The organism is Streptomyces chiangmaiensis (genome assembly GCF_036281785.1).
Lineage (GTDB): Bacteria > Actinomycetota > Actinomycetes > Streptomycetales > Streptomycetaceae > Streptomyces > Streptomyces chiangmaiensis.
This window is the reverse complement of record NZ_JAYWVC010000023.1, coordinates 25,521-52,507: the sequence shown is the minus strand read 5'-3', so window position 1 is coordinate 52,507 and position 26,987 is coordinate 25,521. Positions and strand designations below refer to the sequence as shown.

At 69.7% G+C, this 26,987-nt stretch carries 20 protein-coding genes and 1 tRNA gene; 10 read left to right on the top strand and 11 right to left on the bottom strand.

The window, feature by feature from the left end:
- Window position 1: 1 nt before the first annotated feature.
- The 5 genes from VXC91_RS10530 to VXC91_RS10510 all read left to right on the top strand — a co-directional run bounded on the left by VXC91_RS10530 (window position 2) and on the right by VXC91_RS10510 (window position 7,005).
- Window positions 2-1,993, top strand: coding sequence for a copper resistance CopC/CopD family protein (locus VXC91_RS10530; protein ID WP_329506856.1), 1,992 nt, complete (start codon window positions 2-4; stop codon window positions 1,991-1,993).
- A gap of 8 nt (window positions 1,994-2,001) precedes the next feature.
- Window positions 2,002-3,366 (top strand): iron uptake transporter deferrochelatase/peroxidase subunit, encoded by a 1,365-nt coding sequence (gene efeB / locus VXC91_RS10525; RefSeq protein WP_329506841.1) that lies wholly within the window; start codon window positions 2,002-2,004, stop codon window positions 3,364-3,366.
- Between the two features lie 79 nt (window positions 3,367-3,445).
- Window positions 3,446-4,378, top strand: coding sequence for a prephenate dehydratase (gene pheA, locus VXC91_RS10520; protein WP_329506840.1), 933 nt, complete (start codon window positions 3,446-3,448; stop codon window positions 4,376-4,378).
- A 534-nt stretch (window positions 4,379-4,912) separates the two neighbouring features.
- Window positions 4,913-6,190 (top strand): serine--tRNA ligase, encoded by a 1,278-nt coding sequence (serS, locus tag VXC91_RS10515; RefSeq protein WP_329506839.1) that lies wholly within the window; start codon window positions 4,913-4,915, stop codon window positions 6,188-6,190.
- A complete protein-coding gene (locus VXC91_RS10510) occupies window positions 6,187-7,005 on the top strand; it encodes an HAD family hydrolase (RefSeq protein ID WP_329506838.1) in 819 nt (272 codons plus the stop codon). The genes serS and VXC91_RS10510 overlap by 4 nt, the downstream gene beginning before the upstream one ends.
- A 39-nt stretch (window positions 7,006-7,044) precedes the next feature.
- Here the strand turns inward: VXC91_RS10510 and VXC91_RS10505 are convergent.
- From VXC91_RS10505 to VXC91_RS10480, 6 genes are all read right to left on the bottom strand, one after another.
- A tRNA-Ser gene (locus VXC91_RS10505) sits at window positions 7,045-7,132 on the bottom strand.
- 277 nt (window positions 7,133-7,409) lie between these two features.
- A complete protein-coding gene (locus tag VXC91_RS10500; RefSeq protein ID WP_329506837.1) occupies window positions 7,410-7,649 on the bottom strand; it encodes an SGM_3592 family protein in 240 nt (79 codons plus the stop codon).
- A gap of 183 nt (window positions 7,650-7,832) precedes the next feature.
- On the bottom strand, window positions 7,833-8,552 hold the full coding sequence (locus VXC91_RS10495; RefSeq protein ID WP_329506836.1) for an ABC transporter permease: 720 nt from the start codon (window positions 8,550-8,552) through the stop codon (window positions 7,833-7,835).
- 10 nt (window positions 8,553-8,562) lie between these two features.
- Window positions 8,563-9,474, bottom strand: coding sequence for an ABC transporter ATP-binding protein (locus tag VXC91_RS10490; RefSeq protein WP_329506835.1), 912 nt, complete (start codon window positions 9,472-9,474; stop codon window positions 8,563-8,565).
- Window positions 9,471-10,379 carry an ABC transporter permease gene (locus tag VXC91_RS10485; RefSeq protein ID WP_329506834.1) on the bottom strand — a complete coding sequence of 303 codons (909 nt, stop codon included), beginning with the start codon at window positions 10,377-10,379 and terminating at the stop codon, window positions 9,471-9,473. Before VXC91_RS10485 ends, VXC91_RS10490 begins: the two co-directional genes overlap by 4 nt.
- Window positions 10,369-11,331 carry an ABC transporter ATP-binding protein gene (locus VXC91_RS10480; RefSeq protein WP_329506855.1) on the bottom strand — a complete coding sequence of 321 codons (963 nt, stop codon included), beginning with the start codon at window positions 11,329-11,331 and terminating at the stop codon, window positions 10,369-10,371. Before VXC91_RS10480 ends, VXC91_RS10485 begins: the two co-directional genes overlap by 11 nt.
- A gap of 460 nt (window positions 11,332-11,791) precedes the next feature.
- Between VXC91_RS10480 and VXC91_RS10475 the strand changes: the two genes are divergently transcribed.
- The 4 genes from VXC91_RS10475 (at window position 11,792) to VXC91_RS10460 (ending at window position 16,572) form a co-directional block, all read left to right on the top strand.
- Window positions 11,792-13,546 carry an SDR family oxidoreductase gene (locus VXC91_RS10475; protein WP_329506833.1) on the top strand — a complete coding sequence of 585 codons (1,755 nt, stop codon included), beginning with the start codon at window positions 11,792-11,794 and terminating at the stop codon, window positions 13,544-13,546.
- 525 nt (window positions 13,547-14,071) lie between these two features.
- Entirely contained in the window at window positions 14,072-14,632 is a 561-nt protein-coding gene (locus tag VXC91_RS10470; RefSeq protein WP_329506832.1) for an RNA 2'-phosphotransferase, read from the top strand.
- A 78-nt stretch (window positions 14,633-14,710) separates the two neighbouring features.
- Complete coding sequence (locus VXC91_RS10465) at window positions 14,711-15,613, top strand: LLM class flavin-dependent oxidoreductase (protein ID WP_329506831.1); 903 nt, start codon at window positions 14,711-14,713, stop codon at window positions 15,611-15,613.
- 89 nt (window positions 15,614-15,702) lie between these two features.
- Window positions 15,703-16,572, top strand: coding sequence for a Cof-type HAD-IIB family hydrolase (locus tag VXC91_RS10460; protein WP_408057361.1), 870 nt, complete (start codon window positions 15,703-15,705; stop codon window positions 16,570-16,572).
- A 16-nt stretch (window positions 16,573-16,588) separates the two neighbouring features.
- Here VXC91_RS10460 and VXC91_RS10455 read toward each other — a convergent pair whose 3' ends face one another.
- The 5 genes from VXC91_RS10455 to hisC all read right to left on the bottom strand — a co-directional run bounded on the left by VXC91_RS10455 (window position 16,589) and on the right by hisC (window position 25,324).
- Window positions 16,589-17,644 (bottom strand): M23 family metallopeptidase, encoded by a 1,056-nt coding sequence (locus VXC91_RS10455; protein ID WP_329506829.1) that lies wholly within the window; start codon window positions 17,642-17,644, stop codon window positions 16,589-16,591.
- A gap of 123 nt (window positions 17,645-17,767) precedes the next feature.
- On the bottom strand, window positions 17,768-21,331 hold the full coding sequence (gene cydD, locus VXC91_RS10450; RefSeq protein WP_329506828.1) for a thiol reductant ABC exporter subunit CydD: 3,564 nt from the start codon (window positions 21,329-21,331) through the stop codon (window positions 17,768-17,770).
- 55 nt (window positions 21,332-21,386) lie between these two features.
- Complete coding sequence (gene cydB, locus VXC91_RS10445; RefSeq protein WP_329506827.1) at window positions 21,387-22,400, bottom strand: cytochrome d ubiquinol oxidase subunit II; 1,014 nt, start codon at window positions 22,398-22,400, stop codon at window positions 21,387-21,389.
- A gap of 20 nt (window positions 22,401-22,420) precedes the next feature.
- The gene (locus tag VXC91_RS10440) at window positions 22,421-23,929 is read right to left on the bottom strand and encodes a cytochrome ubiquinol oxidase subunit I (RefSeq protein ID WP_329506826.1); all 1,509 of its coding nucleotides are present in this window, start codon (window positions 23,927-23,929) and stop codon (window positions 22,421-22,423) included.
- Window positions 23,930-24,244: 315 nt separating this feature from the next.
- On the bottom strand, window positions 24,245-25,324 hold the full coding sequence (gene hisC, locus VXC91_RS10435; RefSeq protein WP_329506825.1) for a histidinol-phosphate transaminase: 1,080 nt from the start codon (window positions 25,322-25,324) through the stop codon (window positions 24,245-24,247).
- Window positions 25,325-25,780: 456 nt separating this feature from the next.
- On the opposite strand from hisC, the gene VXC91_RS10430 reads away from it, so the two are divergent.
- Window positions 25,781-26,893, top strand: a complete 1,113-nt coding sequence (locus VXC91_RS10430; protein ID WP_329506824.1) for a LacI family DNA-binding transcriptional regulator — start codon at window positions 25,781-25,783, stop codon at window positions 26,891-26,893.
- Window positions 26,894-26,987: the final 94 nt, after the last annotated feature.

Genomic DNA, 26,987 nt, shown 5'->3' with positions numbered 1-26,987 from the left:
GATCCGAGCGCTGCTGGCGCTGCTGCTCGCCGTGGCGGGCGTGCTGGTCGGCGGAGCCGCACCCGCCTCCGCGCACGCCGCACTGCTCGGCAGCGACCCCGCGCAGGGATCGGTGGTCGACAAAGCGCCCGCGCAGATCACGCTCGACTTCTCCGAGAAGGTGGCCCTCTCTGACGGATCGTTCAAGGTCCTCGACCCCAAGGGGCAACGGGTCGACGCCGGCAAGGCGTCCGAGCTGACCGGGACGATGTACGGCGTGAAGGTGCGCCCGGGGCTGCCGCGCGGCACCTACACCGTCACGTACCAGGTGGTGTCCGCGGACAGCCATCCCGTCTCGGGCGCCTTCACCTTCTCCATCGGAGCCCCGTCCGCGACCACGGTCTCCACCGCCGGCCAGACCGTGGGCGGCGGGGTCGTCGGCGGGCTCTACGGGTTCGCACGGTACGTCTCCTACGCCGCGTTCATCGTTCTGATCGGCGGCGCCGCCTTCGTACTGGCCTGCTGGCAGCGGGGGGCCGGAGTGCGGGCGGTGCAGCGGCTCGTGGTCTCCGGATGGGTGGCGCTCACCTCCGCCACGCTCGCGCTGCTGCTTCTGCGCGGCTCGTACACCGGCTCGGGCAAGGTCGACGACATCTTCGACCTCTCCCTGATCGGGCAGGTCCTCCAGACCAAGACCGGGGCGGCCCTGGTCTCCCGGCTGCTGCTGCTCGCAGCCGCGGCGCTGTTCATCGCGGTGCTCTTCGGAGCGTTCGTGAAACGGGACGCGGACGGGGAGGAGATGGACGGAGCGGCCGGCGAGGCGAGCGGGTCCGATGCCCGGAAGGGCGCGTCGGGCGGCGACGCTCCGGACGCGGACCGGGCGGCCTCGAAGCAGGACCTCACCTTCGGTCTCGCCGTCGGCGGGACCGTCGTCGCGGCCGGACTCGCGGCCACCTGGGCGATGGCCGAACACGCCTCGACCGGCGTCCAGACCGGCCTCGCGATGCCGGTCGACATCCTGCATCTGCTGGCGGTCGCCGTCTGGCTCGGCGGTCTCGCGACGCTGCTGGTGGCGCTGTACCGGGCGGGGTCGATCGAGAAGGCCGCCGTGCGGCGTTTCTCGAATGTCGCCTTCGGAAGCGTCGTGACCCTGGCCGCGACCGGTGTCTACCAGTCATGGCGGCAGCTCGGCTCGTGGTCGGCGCTGACCGGGACGGCGTACGGACAGCTGCTCCTCGTGAAGGTCGGCCTGGTCGCCGTCCTGGTCGGCATCGCCTGGGTCTCACGGCGCTGGACCGCGCAGCTCGCGGACGCGCCGGCCGCGGCCGCGAAGGCGAAGCGCACGGCGGAGAAGAAGCGGGTGACGGCCAAGGCGTCGGCCAAGAGCGGCGGGTCCGCGAGGGGCAAGGACTCGAACGCCTCCCGGAAGGGGGCTTCAGGCTCGTCCGAGCGCACCGCCCAGCTGGCCCGGCAGCGGGCCGCCATGGCCGCCGCGCGGGCCAAGCGGCTCCGGGACGCCGACCCCACCCGTTCCGGGTTGCGCCGCTCCGTGCTCGCGGAGGCGGCGGTCGCGATCGTGGTGCTGGCCGTCACCACCGCGCTGACGACCACCGAACCGGGGCGCACGGAGGAGGCGGCCAAGGCCGCCACGGCCAGCGCGTCGCAGCGGTCCGGGCCGCTGTCGCTGAAGATCCCCTTCGACACGGGCGGCCAGGACGGCAAGGGCACGGTGGAGGTCGCCCTCGACCCGGCCCGCGTCGGCGGCAACGAGATGCACCTCTACGTGGTGCGCCCGAACGGCAAGGCCTTCGACGTCCCCGAGGTGAAGGTCGCCTTCACCCTCGCGGCCAAGAGCATCGGCCCGCTGCCCGTCGTGCCCGACCGCATCGCCACAGGGCACTGGTCGGCGAGCGGGGTGCAGATTCCCATGGCGGGCGACTGGAGGATCACGGTGACCGTGCGGACATCCGACATCGACCAAGTAAGCGTGAGCAAGAACGCAAAGATCGGCTGAACGACATCATGACTGAGCAGTCCACGCCCGAGACGTCCTCCGACGGCCTCCCTTCCCAGAACAGCACGCGACGCCCCGCCACGAAGGACGCCCCCAAGCGGCCCACGTCCGGCAGGAACGCACCGGAGGACGACGTCGCGGGCGGCGTCGCCGCCACGGCGGCGATCTCCCGGCGACGGCTGCTGGGAACGGCAGGTGCCACCGGGCTCGTACTGGGCGCGGCGGGCGCCGCCACCGGCTACGCCGCGGCGCCCTCGGACAAGGCCGTGCCCCTGACCTCGCTGGGCGCGAGCCGGGTGTCGTTCCACGGGCGGCATCAGCCCGGCATCGTCGCCCCCGCGCAGGCCCGCGGCCATCTCCTCGCCTTCGATCTGGCGGCGGGCGCGGGCCGCTCGCAGGCCGCCGCCCTGCTGCGCCGCTGGTCGGCCACCGCCGAACGGCTGATGGCGGGCGAGGCGGCGGGCCACGACGACACCGACGTCGCCCGGGACGCGGGCCCGTCGTCCCTGACGATCACCTTCGGCTTCGGCCACAGCTTCTTCTCCCGCACGGGACTGGACGGGCAGCGGCCCTCGGCCCTCGACCCGCTGCCCGACTTCTCCTCCGATCACCTCGACACCTCCCGCAGCAACGGCGATCTCTGGGTGCAGATCGGCGCCGACGACGCGCTGGTCGCCTTCCACGCCCTGCGCGCGATCCAGAAGGACACCGGCGGTGCGGCGCGGCTGCGCTGGCAGATGAACGGCTTCAACCGCACCCCCGGCGCGACCGCCCGCCCGACGACAGCCCGCAACCTGATGGGGCAGATCGACGGCACACGCAATCCGAAGCCGGCCGACACCGACTTCGAGCAGCGCATCTTCGTGCCCGACTCCGGCGACCCGGCCTGGATGGCGCACGGCTCCTACGCCGTCGTACGCCGCATCCGCATGCTGCTGGACGACTGGGAGAAACTCTCGCTCAAGGCCCAGGAGGAGGTCATCGGCCGCCGCAAGTCCGACGGCGCGCCGCTCGGCGGCGGCACCGAGACCACCACGATGGACCTGGAGAAGACGGCGGCCGACGGCACGCTGGTGGTGCCCCTGAGCGCGCACGCACGCATCACCCGCCCCGACCAGAACGGCGGCGCGGCGATGCTGCGCCGTGCGTTCTCCTTCCACGACGGCTTCGACGGCGACGGGACGCCCGACGCGGGCCTGCTGTTCATCTGCTGGCAGGCGGACCCGCTGCGCGGCTTCGTGCCGGTGCAGCGCAGACTCGACCGGGGCGACGCCCTGTCGCAGTACATCCGCCACGAGGCGAGCGGCCTGTTCGCCGTGCCGGGCGGCGCCGCGCCGGGCGAGTACGTGGGACAGCGACTGCTGGAAGGCTGACCGTCGGCGGAATCCCCCACGGGGGCACCCACCGGCCCGGATGCCCGCCGAGTTCCGCCGGGCCCATTAGGGTGAGATCATGCCAGCCAGTTATGCGTATCTCGGTCCCGAGGGCACCTTCACCGAGGTCGCCCTGCGCACGCTGCCCGAGGCGGCGACCCGGGAGCTCGTTCCCATGGTGTCGGTCCCCGCGGCGCTCGACGCCGTGCGCAACGGCGATGCCGAGGCCGCGTTCGTACCGATCGAGAACTCGGTGGAGGGCGGCATCACCACGACGCTGGACGAGCTGGTGGCGGGCGAACCGCTGATGATCTACCGCGAGGTACTCCTCTCGATCACCTTCGCGCTGCTGGTCAGGCCGGGCACCAGGCTGTCGGAGATCAAGACGGTCACCGCGCACCCGGCCGCGCAGCCGCAGGTGCGCAACTGGCTCAAGGCCAATCTCCCGGACGCCGTCTGGGAGTCGGCCGCCTCGAACGCCGACGGCGCCCGTCTGGTCCGCGAGGGACGGTACGACGCCGCGTTCGCCGGCGAGTTCGCCGCCGCGCGCTACGGCCTGCAGGCGCTGGAGACCGGCATCCACGACGCGGAGAACGCGCAGACACGGTTCGTGCTCGTCGGCAGGCCCGCCCGGCCGGCGGCGCCGACGGGCGCGGACAAGACGTCCGTCGTGCTGTGGCAGCGCGACGACCACCCCGGTGGGCTGCGTGATCTGCTGGGTGAGTTCGCCGTGCGGGGCGTGAACCTGATGCTGCTCCAGTCCCGCCCGACCGGTGCGGGCATCGGCAACTACTGCTTCTGCATCGACGCCGAGGGCCATATCTCGGACCGCCGGGTGGCCGAGGCGCTGATGGGGCTCAAGAGGATCTGCCTGCAGGTGCGGTTCCTCGGCTCCTACCCGCGTGCGGACATCAAGGTGGACGACGTCCGTGTCCCGCTGCCGGGGACATCGGACGACGAGTTCATGTCGGCGGCCGACTGGGTGGCACGCTGCCAGGACGGCCGGTTCTAGACTGGCGGGACCGCGGCGTCCGGTCTTACCTGCAGATTTTCGCTGTCCACAGAAGTTATCCACAGGTTGGCTTCTCGATCTGGGGACAAGTCGACAACATGGCATCGGAGAGTCGACAAATCTCTCTAAAGGCTCCCATCCGTCCACCGCCACGTCCGCAACAGTTGTCCACGTGTTTCTTTCGATCAACCCCTTCGGGCGACCCTTTTGCCCCTAAAAGTGCAGCTAGTTCGGTTTTGAACCGGGAATTGTCCACTCCGGGCGCCACTTTCGGAATGATCATTTCCCGAGTCCACAGATCTTCCGCACAGCCTGTGGATAACTCCAAGACGCCTGTGGATACCTGTGGACAAGCGCACCCCAAATCCTGTTGTCCCCGGGGAAGTCGAGTCAACGGACCATAGTCGGTGTGCACCCTTCCGAGGGATGGTGACCGTTTTCTTGACACGGAGCGCAATTCCCCCATAACGGTCAAAGCTCCACCGGTGCGAAACACAGTCGTGAGACGGATCTCGGCACCGGTAGCCTTGAGGGGTGATTGACCTTCGCCTGCTCCGTGAGGACCCCGACCGTGTTCGCGCCTCCCAGCGCGCCCGTGGTGAGGATGTCGCGCTCGTCGACGACCTCCTCTCCGCCGACGAGCGGCGCAGGTCGTCCGGCGTCCGCTTCGACGAGCTCCGTTCCGAGCAGAAGGCGCTCGGCAAGCTGATCCCCAGGGCCTCCGGCGACGAGAAGGCCGAACTGCTCGAGAAGGCGAGCCGACTCGCCGCGGACGTCAAGGCGGCGGATGCCGAGCAGCACGAGGCCGACGAGGAGACCAAGCGGCTCCTCCTCCAGCTCGGCAATCTGGTGCACCCCGACGTCCCGGTCGGCGGCGAGGAGGACTTCGTCGTCCTGGAGACGCACGGCACCATCCGCGACTTCGGTGCCGAGGGCTTCGAGCCCAAGGACCACCTGGAGCTCGGCGAGGCGCTCGGCGCGATCGACGTGGAGCGCGGGGCGAAGGTGTCCGGCTCGCGCTTCTACTACCTGACCGGCGTCGGCGCCCTGCTGGAGCTGGCACTCGTCAACGCCGCGATGGCGAAGGCCGCGGAGGCCGGGTTCACGCCGATGCTGACGCCCGCCCTGGTCCGGCCGCGCGCCATGGAGGGCACCGGCTTCCTCGGCCAGGCCGCCGAGAACGTGTACCACCTTGAGAAGGACGACTTCTACCTGGTCGGCACCTCCGAGGTCCCGCTCGCCGCCTACCACATGGACGAGATCATCGACGCGGAGCAGCTTCCGCTGCGCTACGCGGGCTTCTCCCCCTGCTTCCGCCGTGAGGCCGGTACGTACGGCAAGGACACACGAGGCATCTTCCGTGTGCACCAGTTCGACAAGGTCGAGATGTTCTCGTTCGTCGACCCCGAGGACGCGGAGAACGAGCACAAGCGGCTCCTCGAGTGGGAGAAGGACTGGCTGAACGCCCTCGAGCTGCCGTTCCAGGTGATCGACGTGGCGACGGGCGACCTGGGCGCGTCCGCCTCGCGCAAGTACGACTGTGAGGCCTGGATCCCCACGCAGGGCAAGTACCGCGAGTTGACCTCGACCTCCAACTGCGACAGCTTCCAGGCCCGTCGGCTGTCGGTCCGCATGCGGGACGGCAAGAAGGTGCAGCCGCTGGCGACGCTGAACGGCACGCTGTGCGCCGTACCGCGCACGATCGTGGCGATCCTGGAGAACCACCAGCTGGCCGACGGTTCCGTGCGGGTACCGGAGATCCTGCGTCCCTACCTGGGCGGCCGGGAGCTGCTGGAACCCGTCGCCAAGTGAGTACGGCCGAACCCGCCGGATTTCCGTACGGGCTGATCGCGACCGATCTGGACGGGACCCTGCTGCGACCCGACGGGACGGTCTCGCAGCGCACGCGTGAGGCACTCGCCGCGGCCACCGCGGCGAGCGCGGCGCACATCGTCGTCACCGGGCGCGCCGTCCCCTGGACCCGCCACATACTCGACGACCTCGGCTACCGGGGTCTCGCTGTGTGCAGCCAGGGTGCGCAGGTGTACCACGCGGGGGAGCACCGCCTGCTGACGTCGCTGACACTGGACCGGCAGACAGCCGGTCTCGCCCTGGCGAAGATCGAGGCCGAGGTGGGTCCGCTGCTGCTGGCGGCGAGCCGGGACGGACTCGACGGGGAGGTCCTGGTCGGCCCCGGCTACCGGGTCCATGACGGACCGCTCCCGTACCGGCCGATCCACGACGCGGCGGACCTGTGGTCGGCGCCGCTGAACAAGGTGTACATCCAGCATCCGACGATGGGCGACGACGAGCTGGCCGAGGCTGCGCGGCAGGCGGCCGGCGGCCTGGTCGGGGTGACGATGGCGGGCGAGGGGGTCGTGGAGATCCTTCCCCTGGGTCTGACCAAGGCGACGGGGCTGTCGCTGGCGGCGCGGCGCCTCGGGGTGAAGGGCGCGGACACGATCGCCTTCGGCGACATGCCGAACGACATCCCGATGTTCGCATGGGCGATCCACGGCGTCGCCATGGCCAACGCCCACGAGGAGCTCAAGGCGGTCGCGAACGAGGTGACGCTGTCCAACGAGGAGGACGGCATCGCGGTGGTGCTGGAGAGACTGCTGGGGTAGGCGGTACGGAATGTCGTCGTACACGCTCATGGCGTCTCGAGGAGGATGCGCGGATCGAACGCGCGCGGGCTTTCGAAGCCCGACCATGGCTTAGCAAGCCGGTGCCTTACCACTCGGCCAATCCTCCGGGTGGGCGGCCCGCGCGAATCCACTCGCGCGCTCGAAGCGGCCGCCCCGGGCAACTCTCCGTACAGGCGCGACTCGGCGGAGGGGTAACTACCCCGGAGTCCGCCGCGGGCTGCCCTGCCGGGAGCAGGACGGACTGTCGTGCATGGACATCGTCCAGCTCCTCTCCCAGAACGTGGCGCCGGCTCGGGCCGGCGTCGTGGACAGCACCACTGTGCCGGGCGACCGAATCGGGCGCCACTGAATAAATCGCGTCGGCCGTGCGGTGCGCGGGTCCGCTACCGGCGGCGCCACCAGCGGCGGCGCGCCTTGCTGAAGAACCAGCCGGCGGGCGGCTCGTCGGAGCGCCACGGCTGGGGATCAGGCGCCTGGTTGCGCCAGCGCGCTGCGAGCATCCGGGCGCGCGCGGACTGCTCCGTCGTCGGCGCGGACCGTATGAAGTCCTCGTCGAACGCGACGCCGTCGAAGCCGTCCCCGGCCTCGCCCGCTCCGTCTCCGTCCGGTGCCTGGGCGGCCATCCCCGTTCCTTTCCGCCGTACATCCCCTTTGCCCAAGTCTGCCTGGGTGGGTGTGAAGCCGCTGTCAAGACCGCGTTCGGATAGGGCAGGACGAGCGACCCGACGGCGCGACGCATGGGGGGCGCGGCCGTGTTGCGGGCCGCACCCCCCACCGAAGAGCCGGGACCGCACCCGGCGGAGCGGTTACTCCTCGCCCGCCAGCGTCAGCTTCCGCAGCTTCTGGCCCGCGTACCAGGTGGCGGCCACGGTCACCAGGACCAGCAGCACCGTCGCGGTGGGAAGCCCCACGTCCGAGGTGACGACGGAACTGTCGGAGACTTTCTGGGCCACGGCGAGCGCCCACTGCTGAACACTGAGCGTGCGCGCCCCGGAGACCAGCGAGCCGAAGAGCGCCTCCCAGACCAGCGCGTAGACCAGCCCGAAGACCACCGCGTGCCGGCTCACCGTGCCGAGCAGCAGGAACAACGCGGCGTACGCGATGGAGGCGACCAGCGCGGCGACGGTGTACGCGACCGCGATCTGCTGTCCGTTGCCGTTCAGGATGATCCCCGCGACGAACGTCGGCAGCGCCGAGAACGCCATGGTGACGGCGATCGCGACGATCAGCTTGGTGAAGATGATCGCGGGCCGCTTCACCGGCTTGGCCAGCAGGTACACCACCGAGCCGTCGTCGATCTCCGGCCCGATCGCGCCGGTGCCGGCGATGACACCGATGATCGGCACCATCGTGGCGAGCGCGAATCCGCCGAGGACGTCATGGGCCACCTGGTCGTCGGCGCCGGTCAGCGACCGGACGACCACGGAGATCACGATCAGCAGCAGGGGCAGCACGCCGAGGATGAGGGCCCGGCGGCGGCCGAGCAGGCCCCGGTAGGTGAGCCGGGCGACTGTGGGGTCGTACATCTTCGGCCTCCTACGCCGCGACCAGATACGAGAAGACGGACTCGAGGGACTCGTCCGACGGCGACACGGTGAGCAGCCGGATGCCCTGATCACGGGCGACCCTCGGCAGCAGGGCCGTGAACCGGCCGAAGTCGACGGCCTGGATGCGCAGCGCGCCCTCGGTGAGGTCGACCTCGATACCCGACGTCGACGGGTCGGCGATCAGCGCGGCCGCCAGCGCGCGGTCGTCGCTGGAACGCACCAGATAGCGGTGCGGGTGGTCGGTCATCAAGCGGCGGATCTTCCGGAAGTCACCGCTCGCCGCGTGCCGTCCGGCGACGATCACCTCGATGTGCGAGGCGAGTTGCTCGACCTCTTCGAGGATGTGGGACGAGAACAGCACCGTGCGGCCCTCGGCGCCCATCCGCTTCAGCAACTCCATGAGCTGCATCCGCTGACGCGGGTCCATGCCGTTGAACGGCTCGTCGAGCAGCAGCAGGGACGGATCGTGCACCAGGGCGGACGCCATCTTCACCCGCTGGCGCATGCCCTTGGAGTACGTCGAGATCTTCCGGTCCTGCGCGTACTCCATCTCCACCGTGGCGACAGCCCGAGCGGCGGCCTTGGCGCCGAGGCCGTGCAACTCGGCGTTGGCGACGACGAATTCGCGGCCGGTCAGGAAGTCGTACATCGCCTCACGCTCGGGGACGATGCCGATGTGCCGGTAGATCTGCTCGTTGCCCCACACGGGCTGCCCGTCGAGGGTGACGGAGCCGGTGGAGGGGGCGAGAAAGCCGCCCATCATATTGATCAGGGTGGACTTTCCGGCGCCGTTCGGGCCCAGCAGTCCGGTGACTCCGGGGCCGACGTTCATGGTGACGTCGTTGACGGCGACCACGTTGCCGAACCAACGCGAGACGCGGTCGATGGAGAGCGTGGTCACAGTCCGGCCTTTCGGTAGCGGCGGGTCAGCAGGCCGTAGCTGCCCGCGATGAGCCCGAGGACGACGAGGAGGAAGACGACGCCCTGCGCGGCCGAAGGTCCTTCCCCTCCGGGGTAGGAGGAGGTCGCCCCCAGGAAGGCCGTCTGCACGCCGCCGATGAGCGTGACGGGCGAGAACAGCCCCATCCACACGATGGCGGTGGAGTCGCCCGACTGCGCGTCCGCGATGGCCTGGATCGTGGAGACGGCCCCGTACGAGATGGTGAGCAGGGCGATGATGGCCGCGATGCCGAACCCGCGCCGGGGAGTGGCCGCGGCGATCACCAGGCCGATACCGGAGAACAGCAGGGAGAGCAGAGCCACGGCGACCAGTCCTTCCGCGAATCCCTTGGTCTGGTGGCCGAAGTCCAGCTTGGCCAGCAGCGCGCCCACGTAGAGGACCAGCAGCGGCGCGGCCGTGAGGATGAACATCGCCGAGGCCAGGGCCGCGTACTTGGCGCGGACGTAGTCGGCGGTCTCGATGGGCCGCGAGAAGTACAGCGGCACGGTCTTGAAGCGCAGATCGCGGGAGACCGACTGCGGCGCCTGCGAGGCGACGTACAGGCCGATGATGGCCTGCATGATGATCGCGTACCGGGTGTACTCGACGGGCAGGTCCTTCGCCTTGGTGGCGACCGCGACCGCCACCATGATCAGCGCGGGCGTGCACATGACCACGAACAGCAGCATCGGCAGCACCTTGGACTTCACCGAGCGTCCGAGGCCGTAGGCGCCGCGCAGGGACTGCGAGTACAGCGAGCGGCGCGCGTAGGCGCGGCCGAGTCGCGGGCCGTCGTACGTGCGGTAGCCGATGTTGTGGATCCGGGTCTGCTCGGCTCCACGGGCCGTGGGCTGCTCAACCGCCATGGCCGATCGCCTCCTTCCGCTGCTCGTCGCTGTCCTTGAAGACCTCCGCGATCTGGTGCCTGCGCTGCTCCATGCGGACCAGGCCGAGGCCCAGCCCGGCGACCACGTCCCGGACGAGGTCGTAGGTCTGCTCGCCCTCCGCCGTCAGCAGCAGGATGTGGCCGGCGCCCGGCAGACCGCTGCAGTCATGGGTGGTCACCCCGCGCTCCAGGAGCGCGTCGCGGACCGCGCTGGTGCCGTCCGGGTGCTCGTCGGTGTCGGTGACCTCGATCGCGAGGGTCGTGGTGGTCTGGGTGAAGTCCCGGGTGGAGCTGGAGCGCAGGAGCTTGCCGCCGTCGACGACGACGACGTGGTCGCAGGTGCGTTCCAGCTCGCCCAGCAGGTGGGAGGTGACCAGGACCGAGATGCCGAAGTCGGTGTGGACCCGGCGGATCAGGCCGAGCATCTCGTCGCGGCCGACCGGGTCGAGGCCGTTGGTCGGCTCGTCCAGGAAGACCAGCTGGGGGTCGTGGACGAGGGCCTGGGCGAGCTTGACGCGCTGCTTCATGCCGGTCGAGTAGCCGCCGATGGGGCGGTAGCGCTCCTCGTACAGGCCGACATGGCGCAGGGTGTCCGCGGTGCGCTCACGCGCGGCGGCCGGGGGGAGGCCGGACATGCGCGCCATGTGGACCACGAACTCGGTGGCCGACACGTCCGGCGGCAGGCAGTCGTGCTCCGGCATGTATCCGACGCGCTCGCGGATGGCGCCGCCCTTGGTGGCGACGTCGAGTCCGAGCACCTCGGCTCGGCCCTCGGTGGCGGGGGACAGACCCAGCAGGATCTTGATCAGTGTGGACTTGCCGGCTCCGTTGGCACCGACGAGTCCCGTCACACCGGGGCCGACGTCCACGGAGAGCCGGTCAAGCGCGGTCACCCTCGGGAACCGCTTGCTCAGGCTTTCGGTCGCGATCACAGTCACATCCCCGAAGGTAGTGACGCGGCCCACGCACGTCGTCAGACCCCAGAGCCGTCTTGACGTCAGACTCCAGTCGTACGGGTCCTTAGGGGTCACCCTGAAGTCGAACACGCCCGAGGTTTTCCACAGGGTGAAGCCACGCTATTGACGAAATCTCTAACAACTGCGAGATTCGCCGGTGTCACGTTACGGGCACGTAGCGTAGTCGGCGAGTGACCGGAGCGTGGCGTGGTGACGGCGGAGGCGCGCGAACTCCCCCGCGGAGCCGCAGAGGTGCAAGGCGGGCCCGCGGCTCGCGTACCCGTGTGCGGAAGCGATCGTGGCGCGGCTGGACCGGGGACCTCCGAGCGCCCGGTGGCGCGGTCGCGGGGCGCGTGTGGACGCACGGGCGTGGCGTTCCGGGGTGTCCCGGCGGACCATTCGATCGTGGCGGAGTGCGGCGCCGGACGGAGGACAGATGACTCTCACAGGGGCGCGCGAGCGCCGGGTGCGAACGGGTGGAATCGAGCTGTGCGTCGCCGAGCTGGGAGACCCTCGGCAGCCCACGGTGGTGCTCGTGCACGGCTATCCGGACAGCAAGGAGGTGTGGTCGGAGGTGGCCGGCCGCCTCGCCGGCCGTTTCCATGTCGTGCTGTACGACGTCCGCGGGCACGGCCGGTCGACCGCGCCCCGGCCCCTGCGCGGCGGATTCACACTGGAGAAGCTGACGGACGACTTCCTGGCGGTCGTGGACGCGGTCAGCCCCGACCGTCCGGTGCACCTGGTGGGGCACGACTGGGGGTCGGTGCAGTCCTGGGAGTTCGTCACCGTCGAGCGCACCGAGGGCCGGATCGCGTCCTTCACGTCGATGTCCGGCCCGTCCCTGGACCACTTCGGGCACTGGATCAAGCAGCGCGTGAGGCGTCCCACCCCGCGCCGGGTGGGCCAACTGCTGGGTCAGGGTGCGAAGTCCTGGTATGTGTACCTGCTGCACACACCCGCTCTGCCGGAGCTCGCCTGGCGCGGCCCGCTCGGCAGCCGATGGCCGAAGATCCTCCGGCGGATCGAGAAGGTGCCCGCCGGCGACCATCCGGCCCCGTCTCTGCCCACGGACGCCGCCCACGGCGCCTGGCTGTATCGCGACAACGTTCGGTCCCGGCTGAGCCACCCGCGCACCGACGCCCACGCGCACGCGCCGGTGCAGCTCATCACGCCCCTGGGCGACGCGTTCCTGTCCGAGCGGCTCTATGACGAACTGGAGCGGTGGGTACCGCAGTTGGTCCGCCGCACATTGCCGGCCAAGCACTGGATCCCGCGCACCCGGCCGGATCAAGTGGCCGCCTGGATCTCGGAGTTCGTGACCGCCGTCGAGAACGGACGGCCGCAAGCGGCGGCGACCGGGCGGTACGCGGAACGGTTCGCCGGACAACTCGTGCTGGTCACCGGGGCGGCCAGCGGCATCGGACGGGCCACGGCGCTCGCCTTCGCCGTGGCCGGAGCTCGTGTGGTGGCCGTCGACCGGGACGCGGAGGGAGCGGTCCGCACAGCGGAGCGGGCCCGGCTGAACGGCGCTGCCGCGGCGTGGGCCGAGACGGCCGACGTCTCCGACGAGCAGGCCATGGAGAAGCTCGCCGAGAAGGTCGCCACCGAGTACGGCGTGGTGGACGTGCTGGTGAACAACGCCGGTATCGGCCTGTCCGGTTCCTTCTTCGACACGACCACCGACGACTGGCGCAAGGTCCTCGATGTCAACTTGTGGGGTGTCATTCACGGTTGCCGTCTCTTCGGGAGGCGGATGGCCGAGCGAGGACAGGGTGGCCACATCGTCAACGTCGCGTCGGCGGCGGCCTATCAGCCCTCTAAGGCACTGCCCGCCTACAGCACCTCCAAGGCGGCGGTCCTGATGCTCAGCGAGTGCCTGCGCGCGGAGCTGTCCGGGCAGGACATCGGAGTGTCGGCCGTCTGCCCCGGCTTCGTCCACACGAACATCACCTCGACCGCGCGGTTCACGGGCGTGGACGCGGACGAGGAGAAGCGGCGCCAGGAGAGGACAGCGCGCTTGTACGGCCTGCGCGGGTACCCGCCGGAGAAGGTCGCCGACGCGATCCTGCGTGCGGTCGTGCGCGACCAGGCCGTCGTGCCGGTCACCCCTGAGGCACGTGGTGCGCACCTGATGTCCCGCTTCGCACCGAGGGCACTGCGCGCGATCGCACGGCTCGATCCACCGCTGTGAAAGTGGAGTTGGGGCTGTGCCCGGGCTGGCTCCTCTTCCTTGCGCTGTTTCCCCCGAGTTGGGCGAGCGAAGAGTCACCTTGCTTGCTGCTGACAGGAGTTCACTGAGCATGTGACGTCGGCAGCATGCTCCAGCCGGTAGCGCACCTGACCGGCATCGAGGTTCGGGAGGAAAGAACGAACTCACGCCGTTGAGCGGCCTGTTCGTCATCACGCCGTGGCTCCAAGCGATGATCCGGCACCTATGGACACTATGGACAATTGGCTTATTTCATCCCCCACTTTCACTTCGCATACAACTTCGAGAGCGGCACGACATGCGTCGAACTTCGGGTGCTGGACGAGCCCTTGAGCATGCTCAAGACAGATCGCCTTCATACGCGCATAGTTGGGTAACGAGCCTGTGAGGCTTACAAGTTGTCCACAGAACCGTCAAGTGACCTGTGGATAACCGCACTTGGTTGTGGACCAAACATCGAAGACGAAATCAGATGCGTGATCCTCGTCTCTCCAGCACGCTGGAGACATGAAAGAAGGGAACGACGACAGACGCACCGTGAAGGTGTCGAAGTACCTCTCGAAGCACCTGCGGCACCAGCCGGAGCGGATCGGGCTCACGCTCGACGAGGCCGGCTGGGTGGAGATCGACACGCTGCTCGCCGCAGCAGCCGCACACGGCTTCCGGATCACGCGCGACGAACTGGATCACGTGGTCGCCGGCAATGACAAGAAGCGCTTCGCCGTGGAGGGCAGCCGCATCCGCGCAAGCCAGGGCCACAGCGTCGACGTCGACCTGGGGCTGCCTCCGGCCGTCCCGCCCGCGTACCTCTACCACGGGACCGTCGCGCGCCATCTCGGCGCGATCCGCGCGGAGGGCCTCCGGCCTATGAACCGCCACGACGTCCACCTGTCGCCGGACCGCGAGACCGCCACCCGCGTCGGCGCCCGCCGCGGTAGGCCGGTCGTCCTCGGCGTGGACGCCGAGGCCATGCGCCGCAACGGTCATGTCTTTTATGTGAGCGCCAACGGGGTGTGGCTGACCCGGTCCGTACCACCGCAGTACCTGCGTTTCCCGGGCCCCCACTGACCTCACGCCTGCGATTCCCGGGGCTCACTGATCAAGCCGGGGATCCGACCACTTTGTGCATCCCCTTAGGCTCGAGGCATGAGCCTGCGTCTAAGCACCGTGATCCTGCCGTACGTCCGCTGGCACGAAGGCGGGCGTGCCGCCTGGCAGCGTGCGGAGCAGCTCGGTTTCCACACTGCGTTCACCTACGACCACCTGTCGTGGCGGTCCTTCCGCGACGGCCCGTGGTTCGGCGCGATCCCCACACTCACGGCTGCCGCGTCGGTGACGCACAGTATGCGACTCGGTACCCTGGTGACCTCGCCGAACTTCCGGCACCCGGTCACCCTCGCCAAGGAGCTGATCTCCCTCGACGACGTCTCCGGCGGCCGGATCACCCTCGGCATCGGCGCGGGGGGCACCGGCTTCGACGCCACCGTGCTCGGCCAGGAGCCCTGGACGCCGCGCGAGCGCGCCGACCGGTTCGGCGAGTTCCTCCCGTTGCTCGACCGCCTGCTCACCGAGGACTCCGTCTCGTACGAGGGCCGCTACTACTCGGCCGACGAGGCGCGCAACATACCCGGCTGTGTCCAGCGGCCCCGGCTGCCCTTCGCGGTGGCAGCCACGGGGCCGCGCGGTCTGCTGCTCGCCGCGCGGCACGGTCAGGCCTGGGTGACCACCGGCGACCCGAAGCTGTACGAGACCGGGACTCCCGAACAGTCGGTCCAGGCACTGCGTGCACAGACCGAGAAGCTGGCCGAGGCGTGTGCCACGATCGGCCGTGATGTGACGGAGCTCGACAAGATCCTGCTCACCGGCTTCACCCCGGACCGCGGCCGTCCGCTGGAGTCCCTCGACGCGTTCGTCGACTTCGCCGGCCAGCACCGGGAGCTTGGCTTCACCGATCTCGTGATCCACTGGCCGATCCCCGACTCCGACTTCGCGGCGGACGAGAAGGTCTTCGAGCGGATCGCCCTGGAGGCGCCGGCACAGCTGAACTGACCATGACGGAGCGTGACGCGAGCGGCGTCACCACGCACCTGTGCGGACTTTCGCACGGCCGTGCGGGCATATGCGCGAGAATGAGGCCCGTGACCTCAGCGACCCGACAGCCCGAGACGCCCGCTTCCACCGTTCCACCCCGTCTGATCGCGACAGATCTCGACGGCACCCTCCTTCGCGACGACAAGTCGGTCTCCGAGCGCACGGTCGCCGCACTGACCGCTGCCGAAGAGGCCGGTATCGAGGTGTTCTTCGTCACAGGCCGCCCGGCCCGCTGGATGGACGTGGTCAGCGACCATGTCCACGGACACGGACTGGCGATCTGCGGCAACGGCGCTGCCGTGGTCGACCTGCACGGCGGCCCGGGCACCCATCGGTTCGTCAAGATCCGCGAGCTGGCCCGCGAGAACGCGTTCGACGCCGTACGACTGCTGCGGGACGCCGCGCCCGGGACCGTCTACGCCATCGAGCAGACGTACGGCTTCTACCAGGAGCCGTACTACCCGAAGCTGCACATCGAGAGCCCGGATCTCCGCGCGCCCGCCGAGGAGCTGCTCGCGCCGGACGCCGCGGGCTCCCAGCAACCCGTGCTCAAGATCCTCGCCTACCACCCGGATCTGGACCCGGACGCCTTCCTCGCCCTGGCCCGCCTCGCCGTCGGGGACCGCGCGACCATCACCAGGTCCAGCCCCAGCGCGCTGCTGGAGATCAGCGGTCCCGGCGTCTCCAAGGCCAGCACGCTCGCGCTGTGCTGCGCCGAACGCGGCATCTCGCACGAGGAGGTCGTCGCCTTCGGTGACATGCCGAACGACGTGGAGATGCTGTCCTGGGCAGGACAGTCGTACGCCATGGGCAACGCGCACCCGGACGTGATCGCGGCGGCGTCCGGGCGGACGGTCGCCAACAACGAGGACGGCGTGGCCGTCGTGATCGAGCGGATCCTCGCGGAGCGGTTGTAGACCCGGGCGAGGCACCTCACACTCTCACGCCCCGGGCCGCCAGCCAGGGCACCGGATCGATGCCCGATCCGAACTCGGGAGTGGCCCGGACCTCGAAGTGAAGATGCGGACCGGTCGAGTTGCCCGTCGTACCCGACTGGGCGATCCACTGCCCGGCCGCCACCCGGTCACCTGGGTCGACGGTGACGGCGGCGAGATGGGCGTACTGCGTGCAGTAGCCGCCCGGATGCCTGATCACGACCTCCATGCCGAACGCGCCCCCACACGTCACGCGCACCACCTGCCCGGACCCTACGGCCCGCACCGGTGTCCCGATGGGCACCGCGAAGTCCTGGCCGGTGTGCCCGCGCGCCCAGTGGCTGCCGCCGCTGCCGAAGGCCGCGGAGAGTCGGTACGCCTCCACGGGCACCACCCATGGGTGCCTGATCTTCCGTCTCGGCTGGCCCAGATGGACGGCGCCCCGGCAGGTCCTCGCGGCCGCGGCCGCGTCGGCCTGGCGCTGCAGTACCCCCCGCGCCAGCTCCAGCTTCGTCTGAAGGATCCGGTTCCGCGCGGCCAGGTCCCCGTTCCGCTTCTGCAGCACCCGCCACCGCGCCAAGGCCCGTGCCTGTTCCCCGGTCAGACGGGTCTCCGCCCGGCGGCTCCTGGCGACCGCGTTGGCGACCGCGAGGTCCAGGCGTGGGAGTGCGTCATGACCCTGCATCAATTCGCGGGCGCTGTCCAGGAGCAGCGTCTGCGAGGTGTAGGAGACCCCTCCGCTCATTCGGTACTGGGCGCGGGCTATTCGTCCGAGGTCCTTGCGCAGGGCCGTTATCAGGGTGCGCTCGCGGACGAGGAGCTTCTCGTCCCGCCGGGCTATGGAACGCTGCCTCTCGGCCTCGCGGCGCGCTGTCTCGTACTGCCGCGCCGCCACGGTGGCGTCCTCGTTCAGCCGCTCCACCAGGACACTGGCACGGGAAGCCACATCGACGCCCGACGCCCCGTCGGCGGCTGCGGCGGATATTTCCGGGAACACCGCGACGGTGCACAGGAGCAGGGAAACAGCCAGGGAACTACGGTGAGATGATCGCATGTCAATGATCGTGGCCCGTGTCGCGGCCGCAGTCCTGCCGACGTCCTGCGGCTGGAGGACAGGACGGCCTCGGATGGCCCAGTGGCATCCCCCGGAGGAGGGTCGGCCACTGCTCCGTCCGCCCTACCGGGAGCCGGCCCCCTGGACCTCGGCGAAGTCCGGAACCGCCGAGGTGGTGCGTCCGGCCAGGTCGCGCAGGAGGTCGCCGCGAGCCTCCCGTTCCAGCATCTCCCGCAACGGCCCCTCGACCGCTGCGAGTTGGGCGTAGGCACCGCGCTGGACCACATGGCCCTCCGCGAGCACGATCACCTCGTCGACCGCCTCGAGACCGGCCAGCCGATGAGTGATCAGCAGTGTCGTGCGGCCCTCCGTGGCGGCCAGCAGATCCGCCGTGAGCGCGTCCGCCGTCGGCAGGTCGAGGTGTTCCGCGGGCTCGTCGAGGACCAGGACGGGGAAGTCGGCAAGCAGGGCCCGGGCCAGCGCGAGCCGCTGGCGCTGACCGCCGGACAGTCGTGCGCCGTGCTCGCCGACCAACGTGCCGAGGCCGTCGGGGAGGTCGTCGGCCCAGTCGAGCAGTCGTGCCCGCGCGAGCGCGTCGCGCAGCTCCGCCTCACTGGCGTCCTTCCGTGCCAGCAGCAGGTTCTCCCGTACCGAACTGTCGAAGAGATGGGCGTCCTGGGCGCACAGCCCGACCAGGCGTCGGACGTCGTCCCCCTGAAGGGCGTACGCGTCGGTGCCGCCGAGCGTGTAGGAACCGGAGTCCGCATCGAGGAACCGCAGCAGAACCTGCGCGAGTGTGGTCTTCCCTGCGCCCGACGGGCCGACCACGGCGATCCTGCGGCCCTGTTCGAGGGTGAGGTCGAACCCGGCGAGGGCGTTGCGGCGCCGGCCGTCGTGGCGGGCGGTCAGCCCTTCCAGGACGAGCGGGAAGGGAGACGAAGGTGCATGCCTCGGCCACTCCGGTTCATGCACCGGTTCGGCGGCGTCCAGCACCTCGTACACGCGCTCCGCGCTCCTGCGTACCCGCTGCCGGTGCTGCACGGCGAGCGGCAGACCCAGGACCGCCTCGAACGCGGCCAGAGGGGTGAGCACCACGACGGCCATGGACACACCGCCGAGTCGCCCGTCGGCCACGGCCTGGGCGCCGACGAGGGCGGCAGCCGCGACGGTCAGACCGGTGACGAGCGTGGTGAGCCCGTCGCCGAGCGCGGTTGCGGTGGCAGCACGGGAGGCGATGCGGGTGAGGACTCCGTCCGCCCGCCGGGCCTCGGCCGTACGCTCGGGCAGCGCACCTGCGACCGTCAACTCGGCCGTCCCGGTGAGCAGGTCGGTGACCCGGGTCGCCAACGCGCCCCGAGCGGGCGCCAGTCTCCGCTCCGCGCGGCGCGCCACGGCTCCGGTCGCCAGGGGTACGCCGACGCCGGCCGCCAGCAGCCCGACGGCCAAGACGGCACCGGCTTCGGGCAGCAGCCAGGCGGTGAAGCCGACGGAACCGGCCGACACGACCAGCGCCGCGCCCACGGGCAGCAGCCAGCGCAGCCAGTAGTCCGACAACGTGTCCACATCGGCGACGAGACGGGTCAGCAGGTCGCCGCGCCGCGCGGTCCGCAACCCGGCCGGGGCGAGGCGTTCCAGGCGCCGGTAGACGGCGACCCGGGTGTCGGCCAGCATCCGCAGCACCGCGTCGTGCGACACGAGCCGCTCCGCGTAACGGAACATGGCCCGCCCGATGCCGAACGCCCGCGTCGCCGTCACGGCGACCATCAGATACAGCACGGGGGGCTGTTGGGAGGCTCGCGAGATGAGCCAGCCGGACGTGGCCATCAGTCCGACGGCGCTTCCGAGCGCAAGGCTGCCGAGCAGCAGCGCGAGGGCGAGGCGACCGCGGCGAGGGCCGGCCATGGCGCGGACGCGGGTGAGCACTCCACCGTGCCGCAACAGAGCGGTGGTGAGCGTCTGCTCGTCGGATGCCGACGTCCCCTGCGGTGTCGCGTGCTGGGGCGGCGCCACGGATGCGGACGGCGCGGGGCCGCTCGTGGCGGCGCACTCCTGCGCGTCGAGCCGCACCACCCGGTCCGCCAACCCGAGCAGCGCCGGCCGGTGCACGACGAGCAGCACCGTCCGGCCGACGGCCAGGCGGCGCACCGCCTCCACGACGTCCGCCTCGGTCGCTCCGTCCAGGGACGCCGTCGGCTCGTCGAGCAGCAGCACCGGCCGGTCGGCGAGGAACGCCCGTGCCAGGGCCAGCCGTTGCCGCTGCCCCGCGGAGAGTCCCGCGCCGTCCTCACCGAGCACTGTGTCGGCCCCGTCGGGCAGGGCCTCCACGAATTCCAGCGCCCCGGCATCGGCCAGTGCCCTGCGTACCGCGGCATCGTCCGCGTCCGGCCGGGCCAGCCGTACATTCTCGGTGATGGTGCCCGCGTACAGATGCGGTCGCTGCGGCACCCAGGCGATCCGCGAGCGCCACTCGCCCAGGTCGGCGGTGGCGAGATCGGCTCCGCCGACGCGTACGCGCCCGTCGGTGGGCCGAACGAATCCGAGCAGAACGTTCAGCAGCGTCGTCTTGCCGACGCCGCTCGGTCCGACGAGGGCTACGGTCTCACCGGCTCCGACCGTCAAGGACACAGCTGACACCGCATCGGAGGACCGACCGGGATACTGCACGGTCACACCCTCGAAGGCGATCTCCCCGTCCGGAAGCGTCCGGGTACCGCACGGTGGTACGGGTGTCTCCAGGACCGCGAAGATCTCCTCGGCCGCGGACAGGCCCTCTGCCGCCGCGTGGTATTGCGCGCCCGCCTGCCGCAGCGGCAGATAGGCCTCCGGCGCGAGTACGAGGATGACCAGCCCGGTGTACAGATCCATGTCGCCGTGGACGAGCCGCATGCCGATCGTCACCGCGACGAGTGCGACGGAGATCGTGGCGAGCAGTTCCAGCGCGAAGGACGACAGGAACGCGATCCGCAGCGTCCGCATCGTCGCCCGCCGGTATTCACCGGTGATCCGCTTGATGGACTCGGCCTGCGCCTTGGCCCTGCCGAACACCTTGAGCGTCGGCAGCCCGGCGACCACGTCGAGGAAATGCCCGGACAGCCGGGACAGCAGCCGCCACTGCCGGTCCATCTGGGACTGGGCGGCCCAGCCGATCAGCATCATGAAGAGCGGGATGAGCGGGAGCGTGCCGACAATGAGCGCCGCCGACACCCAGTCCTCGGTCACGATCCGTGCGAGCACCGCCACCGGCACGACGACCGCGAGTCCCAACTGCGGCAGATAGCGCGAGAAGTAGTCGTCGAGGGCGTCGACCCCTCGTGTGGCGAGGGCGACCAGCGATCCGGTCCGCTGCTCGCCCAGCCACCCGGGACCGAGTGCCCCCGCCCGCTCCAGCAGCCGTCGGCGCAGCTCGGACTTCACCGCCGCGCTCGCACGGTGGGCGGCGAGCTCGGTGAGCCAGGAGACCAGTGCCCGGCCGGCCGCCACGGCCACCAGGAGGAGCAGAGGGGTACGCAGTTCGGCGACCGCGTAGTGGCGTTGGAAGGCTCCGACGACCACGTCGGAGATCAGCATCGCCTGAGCGATGACCAGTACTGCTCCCACGGCACCCAGCCCGACGACCGCCACGAGGAAGAGGCGGGTGGTCCGGGCGTAACGGAGCAGTCGCGGGTCGATCGGTTTCACGTGAAACATGCCTTTCCGGCCGGGGGGCGAGTGTTTCATACGAAACGCCCGTCCCCACCAGAACTCAGTGCACGGCTCCGGCAGCGTCGGCGATGTGCTGTGTGCCGATACGCTTGCGGAACACCCAGTACGTCCATCCCTGGTAGAGCAGGACGATCGGCATGGCGATCCCGGCACACCAGGTCATGATCTTCAGGGTGTAGGGGCTCGACGAGGCGTTGTTCACCGTCAGACTCCAGTCCGCGTTGAGCGTGGAGGGCATGACGTTCGGAAAGAGCGTCAGGAAGAGCATCGCGACCGCGGCCACGACGGTGACGCCGGAGAGCGCGAACGCCCATCCCTCACGCCCGGCCTGGTTCGCCGCGAGCGCCGCGACGAGCGCGGCCACCGCCACGCTCAGCGCGACCAGGCTCTTGCCGTCACCCTGTTCGATCTGCGCCCGGACGAGGAAGAGCAGCGCCAGGACGGCCGTCACCAGCCCGACCCACCGGGCCAGCCTCCGAGCCCGCTCCCGGATGTCCCCGATGGTCTTGAGAGCCGTGAACACCGCGCCGTGAAAGGTGAACAGGGTCAGCGTCACCAGACCACCGAGAAGTGCGAACGGGTTGAGCAGGTCCCCGAAGGTGCCCACGTACTCGAGATTTCGGTCGATCTTCACCCCCCGCACGATGTTGCCGAAAGCCACACCCCACAGGAACGCGGGGATCAGCGAGGTCCAGAAGATCGCGGTTTCCCAGTTGCGCTGCCAACTCTCCTCGGGCCGCTTCACCCGGTACTCGAAGGCGACACCGCGCACGATCAGGCAGACCAGAATGATCAGCAGCGGCAGATAGAAACCGGAGAAGAGCGTGGCGTACCACTCGGGGAACGCGGCGAATGTCGCACCGCCCGCGCTGATCAGCCATACCTCATTACCGTCCCATACGGGGCCGATCGTGTTGATCAGCACCCGCCGCTCCGGCCGGTCGCGAGCCAGCAGCTTGGTGAGGATGCCGACTCCGAAGTCGAAGCCCTCCAGGAAGAAGTAGCCGATCCAGAGAACCGCGATGAGGACGAACCAGACGTCGTGAAGTTGCATGATGTGGGCGCTCCCTGGGCCTAGTACGAGAAGGCCATCGGCTTGTCGGCGTCCCTGGAGTCGCCGCCGATCTTTGTGGGCGGGTTGAGATCGGACTCACTGAGCTCGGGCGGTCCCGCCTTGACGTACTTGACGAGCAGCTTGACCTCGATGACCGCGAGAATCGCGTAGAGCAGCGTGAACACGGTCATGGACGTGATGACCTCGCCCTGGGACACACCGGGGGAGACCGCGTCACGGGTGCGCAGCACGCCGTAGACGACCCACGGCTGACGGCCCATCTCGGTGAATATCCAGCCCCAGGAGCTGGCGATGAGCGGGAAGGCCAGGGTCAGGACGGCTATGCGCCAGTACCACGTGGTGAGCTTCGGGCCGAGGGCCTTCTTCCGGAAGAGGACCAGATGCGGCACCTCGTCCTCACCCACGCGCAGATGGGCGGGGAGCATGAACTTCTTGCGGGTGAGCCAGAGCCCGGCAAGCCCGATGGTGAAGGACGCCATGCCGAAGCCGATCATCCAGCGGAATCCCCAGAAGGTGACAGGGATGATCGGGCGGTAGTCGCCGGGGCCGTACTTCTGCTGCTCGGCTTTGCTGGTGTCGTTGATGCCGGGGACATAGGAGCTGAAGTCGTCGTCGGCGAGGAAGGACAGAAGCCCCGGGACGGACAGCTCGACGCTGTTGTGTCCCTTGCTGACGTCGCCATAGGCGAAGATCGAGAAGGGCGCGGGGCTCTCGCCGTCCCACAGGGCCTCGGCGGCGGCCATCTTCATCGGCTGCTGCTTGAACATGACCTTGCCGAGGAGGTCACCGCTCACCGCGGTGAGCAGACCGGCGGTGACGACGGTGACCAGACCGAGCCGCAGCGAGGTCTTCATCACAGCGATGTGCTTCTTGCGCAGCAGGTGGTAGGCGGCGATGCCGACCATGAACGCGCCGCCGGCGAGGAACGCCGCGGACAGGGTGTGGAAGACCTGGGTGAGCGCGGTGTTCTGGGTCAGGACCTGCCAGAAGTCGGTGAGTTCGGCGCGGCCCTTCTCCTTGTTGATCCGGTAGCCGACCGGGTGCTGCATCCAGGAGTTGGCCGCGAGGATGAAGTACGCCGACAGGATCGTGCCGATGGACACCATCCAGATGCAGGCGAGGTGGATCCTCTTCGGCAGCTTGTCCCAGCCGAAGATCCACAGGCCGATGAAGGTGGACTCGAAGAAGAAGGCTACGAGGGCCTCGAAGGCGAGCGGGGCACCGAAGATGTCGCCGACGAAGCGCGAGTAGGCGGACCAGTTCATGCCGAACTGGAACTCCTGGACGATGCCGGTGACGACACCCATCGCGATGTTGATCAGGAAAAGCTTGCCCCAGAACTTCGTGGCCCGGAGGTACTTCTCCTTTTCTGTCCGCGCCCAAGCGGTCTGCAGACTGGCCGTCAGTGCGGCCAGCGAGATCGTCAGGGGGACGAACAGGAAGTGGTAGACGGTGGTGATGCCGAACTGCCATCGCGCCAGAGTCTCCGGTGCCAGAGCCATGTCCACGTCGTCTTCTCCTTACGTCGCCGTGACCACAAGCGGCGGCCTGCCCCTTTTGCCCCAGACATCACGGGAGCAATCAGGACGCGTTTGTGAACGCGTTCACATTCACAAGCAATTATGGCGCATGGGGGTTCGAGACCGGATGGGCGGGGGGCCTTAAGCGGATGGCCGAGTGGCCACGAGCCAAAACCGGCAGACCCATGGCGCGACCCGGCCGCTCCCGGGGCCCGAGGATCGACGGCCCTGAACGCGCTCGGCGTGCCCTCACCGCCACGAGGACGGCGAGGGCACGCCGGTGCATGCAGGCATGAGGCGCGGCTAGCGCTCCTTGGGGAAGACTTCCGTGACCTTCATCAAGATGTCGTTCGCCTCGGCCTCGCCGATCGTCACGCGCACCCCTTCGCCCGGGAAGGGCCGGACGACCACGCCGGCCTGCTCGCAGGCGGCCGCGAAGTCCATGGTCCGCTCGCCCAGCCGCAGCCACAGGAAGTTCGCCTGCGTCTCGGGCACGGTCCAGCCCTGGGCGCGCAGGGCCTCGACGACCCGCGTGCGCTCGCACACCAGCGAACCGACGCGGCCCAGCAGTTCGTCCTCCGCCCGCAGCGAGGCAATCGCCGCCTCCTGCGCCAGCTGGCTCACACCGAAGGGCACCGCCGTCTTGCGCAGCGCCGCGGCCACCGGCTCGTGGGCGATCGCGAATCCGACGCGCAACCCCGCGAGACCGTAGGCCTTGGAGAAGGTGCGCAGCACACAGACGTTCGGTCGACGGCGGTACAGCTCGACGCCGTCCGGCACCTGGGCGTCACGGATGAACTCCCGGTACGCCTCGTCGACCACCACCAGCACATCGTCCGGCACCCGGTCCAGGAAGCGCTCCAGCTCCTCCCTGCGCACCACCGTACCGGTCGGGTTGTTGGGGTTGCAGACGAAGATCAGCCGGGTCCGGTCGGTGATCGCGTCCGCCATCGCGTCCAGGTCGTGGACGTCGCCCGGGGTGAGCGGCACCTGCACCGAGGTCGCACCGCTGATCCGGGTGATGATCGGGTACGCCTCGAAGGAGCGCCAGGCGTAGATCACCTCGTCGCCCGGGCCGCTCGTGGCCTGCAGCAGCTGCTGGGCGACGCCGACCGAGCCGGTGCCGGTCGCGAGGTGTGACTGGGGCACCCCGAAGCGCTCCGACAACTCGCTCATCAAGCCCGTGCACGCCATGTCCGGGTAGCGGTTGAAGGAACAGGCCGCCGCGGTCACGCTCTCCAGCACGCCCGGCAGCGGGGGGTACGGGTTCTCGTTCGAGGACAGTTTGTAGCCCACCGGACCGCCCGTCTCGGCAGACTTCCCGGGCTTGTAGGTGGGGATGTCATCCAGCACGGCACGCAGCCTCGGGCTCGTCTCGCTCACTGCAGTCCTCCTCGCGCACATCACCGGCCCGTGACCCGCCACCGGCGTCCAATGCTTCTCACCTTATGAGGATTCGGCGCTGCTGCGAATGGGCTGTGGACAACCGCGTACGCCTCCGTTCGCATCACCATGGAAACGGGGGCGCATCGCCGTACGAATCGGGGCGCATCATCACACAAAGGCGCATCAGCCAGGGGGGCGCGTCGTCGTCTGCGACACGCGCCCGTGGCTCACGCCCTGGCGCGCATCCCTCGTGAAGGTGAGTTGAGACCTCTTCGAAATATGGCGAGCTTGGCAGGCCCATACGTGCCGACAAGTCATGTACTGATGTTGGATCGTTCAGATCTTTTAAGTTCCAAGGCATTTGATGGAAATTGACCATGCAGAAACGTGCCTGTCAACGGGTGCATATGCGTCCGCACCACCCCACCGCACGAGCCCTACTATCGGCTCGCCATGACTGCAGCAGGGAAGCACCAGGTGAGCCGGGCGGAGACCTCCCGCCGAGGAAGCCGACCGGGACGGGCGGGCATCAGAGACGTGGCCGCCGCCGCCGGGGTCTCCATCACGACCGTCTCCGACGCCCTCAACGGCAAGGGCAGGCTGCCGGACGCCACCCGGCGCCACGTTCGCGAGGTCGCCGACCGGCTCGGGTATCGCCCCTCGGCCGCGGCCCGCACCCTCCGCACCGGCAAGTCCGGCCTGATCGGCCTGACCGTGACGACGTACGGGGATGAACCTTTCACCTTCACCGAGTTCGCGTACTTCGCGGAGATGGCCAGAGCCGCCACCTCGGCCGCGCTCGCCCGGGGCTACGCCCTGGTCATCCTGCCCGCGACCTCGCGCCACGACGTGTGGTCGAACGTCGCCCTGGACGGCACGGTCGTCATCGACCCCTCCGACCAGGACCCGATGGTCAGCGAGCTGGTCCGGCAGGGGTTACCGGTCGTCTCCGACGGCCGCCCGGCCGGCTCGCTCCCGGTCACCGCCTGGGTCGACAACGACCACGAGGCCGCGGTCCTGGGCATCCTCGACCACCTGGCGGAGGCGGGCGCCCGCCGGATCGGACTGCTCACCGGCACCACCACGGACACGTACACGCACCTGTCCACGACCGCGTATCTGAATTGGTGCGAGCGTGTCGGACAGGACCCCGTCTACGAGGCCTATCCGGCCCACGACCCGTGCGCGGGCGCCGTCGCCGCCGACCGTTTACTGGCCCGTCCCGACCGACCCGACGCGGTCTACGGGCTCTTCGACCCGAACGGCACCGACCTGCTGGCAGCCGCTCGGCGCTACGGACTGCGCGTCCCCGACGATCTGCTGCTCGTGTGCTGCAGCGAGTCCGCCGTGTACGCCAACACCGAACCACCCGTCACGACGCTCTCGCTGAGGCCGCGCCGGATCGGCACAGCAGTGGTCCAGCTCCTCATCGACGCCATCGAGGGGGTGCAGTCGGAGCAGCCCGTCGAGCAGGTGATACCGACGGAACTGATCGTCCGCACGTCGTCCGAGCGGCGCCCGCCGCGGACGACGGTCAGTCCGCCCCGGTCGCCCGAGCAGGGATAGCCGCCGGTGACCCGCGGGCGACGCCCAGATGGCCCGCGGGCGGCCGAGGGTCCGGACATCGGTTGGGGGAAAGCCCCGCCCATTTAGGGCGAAA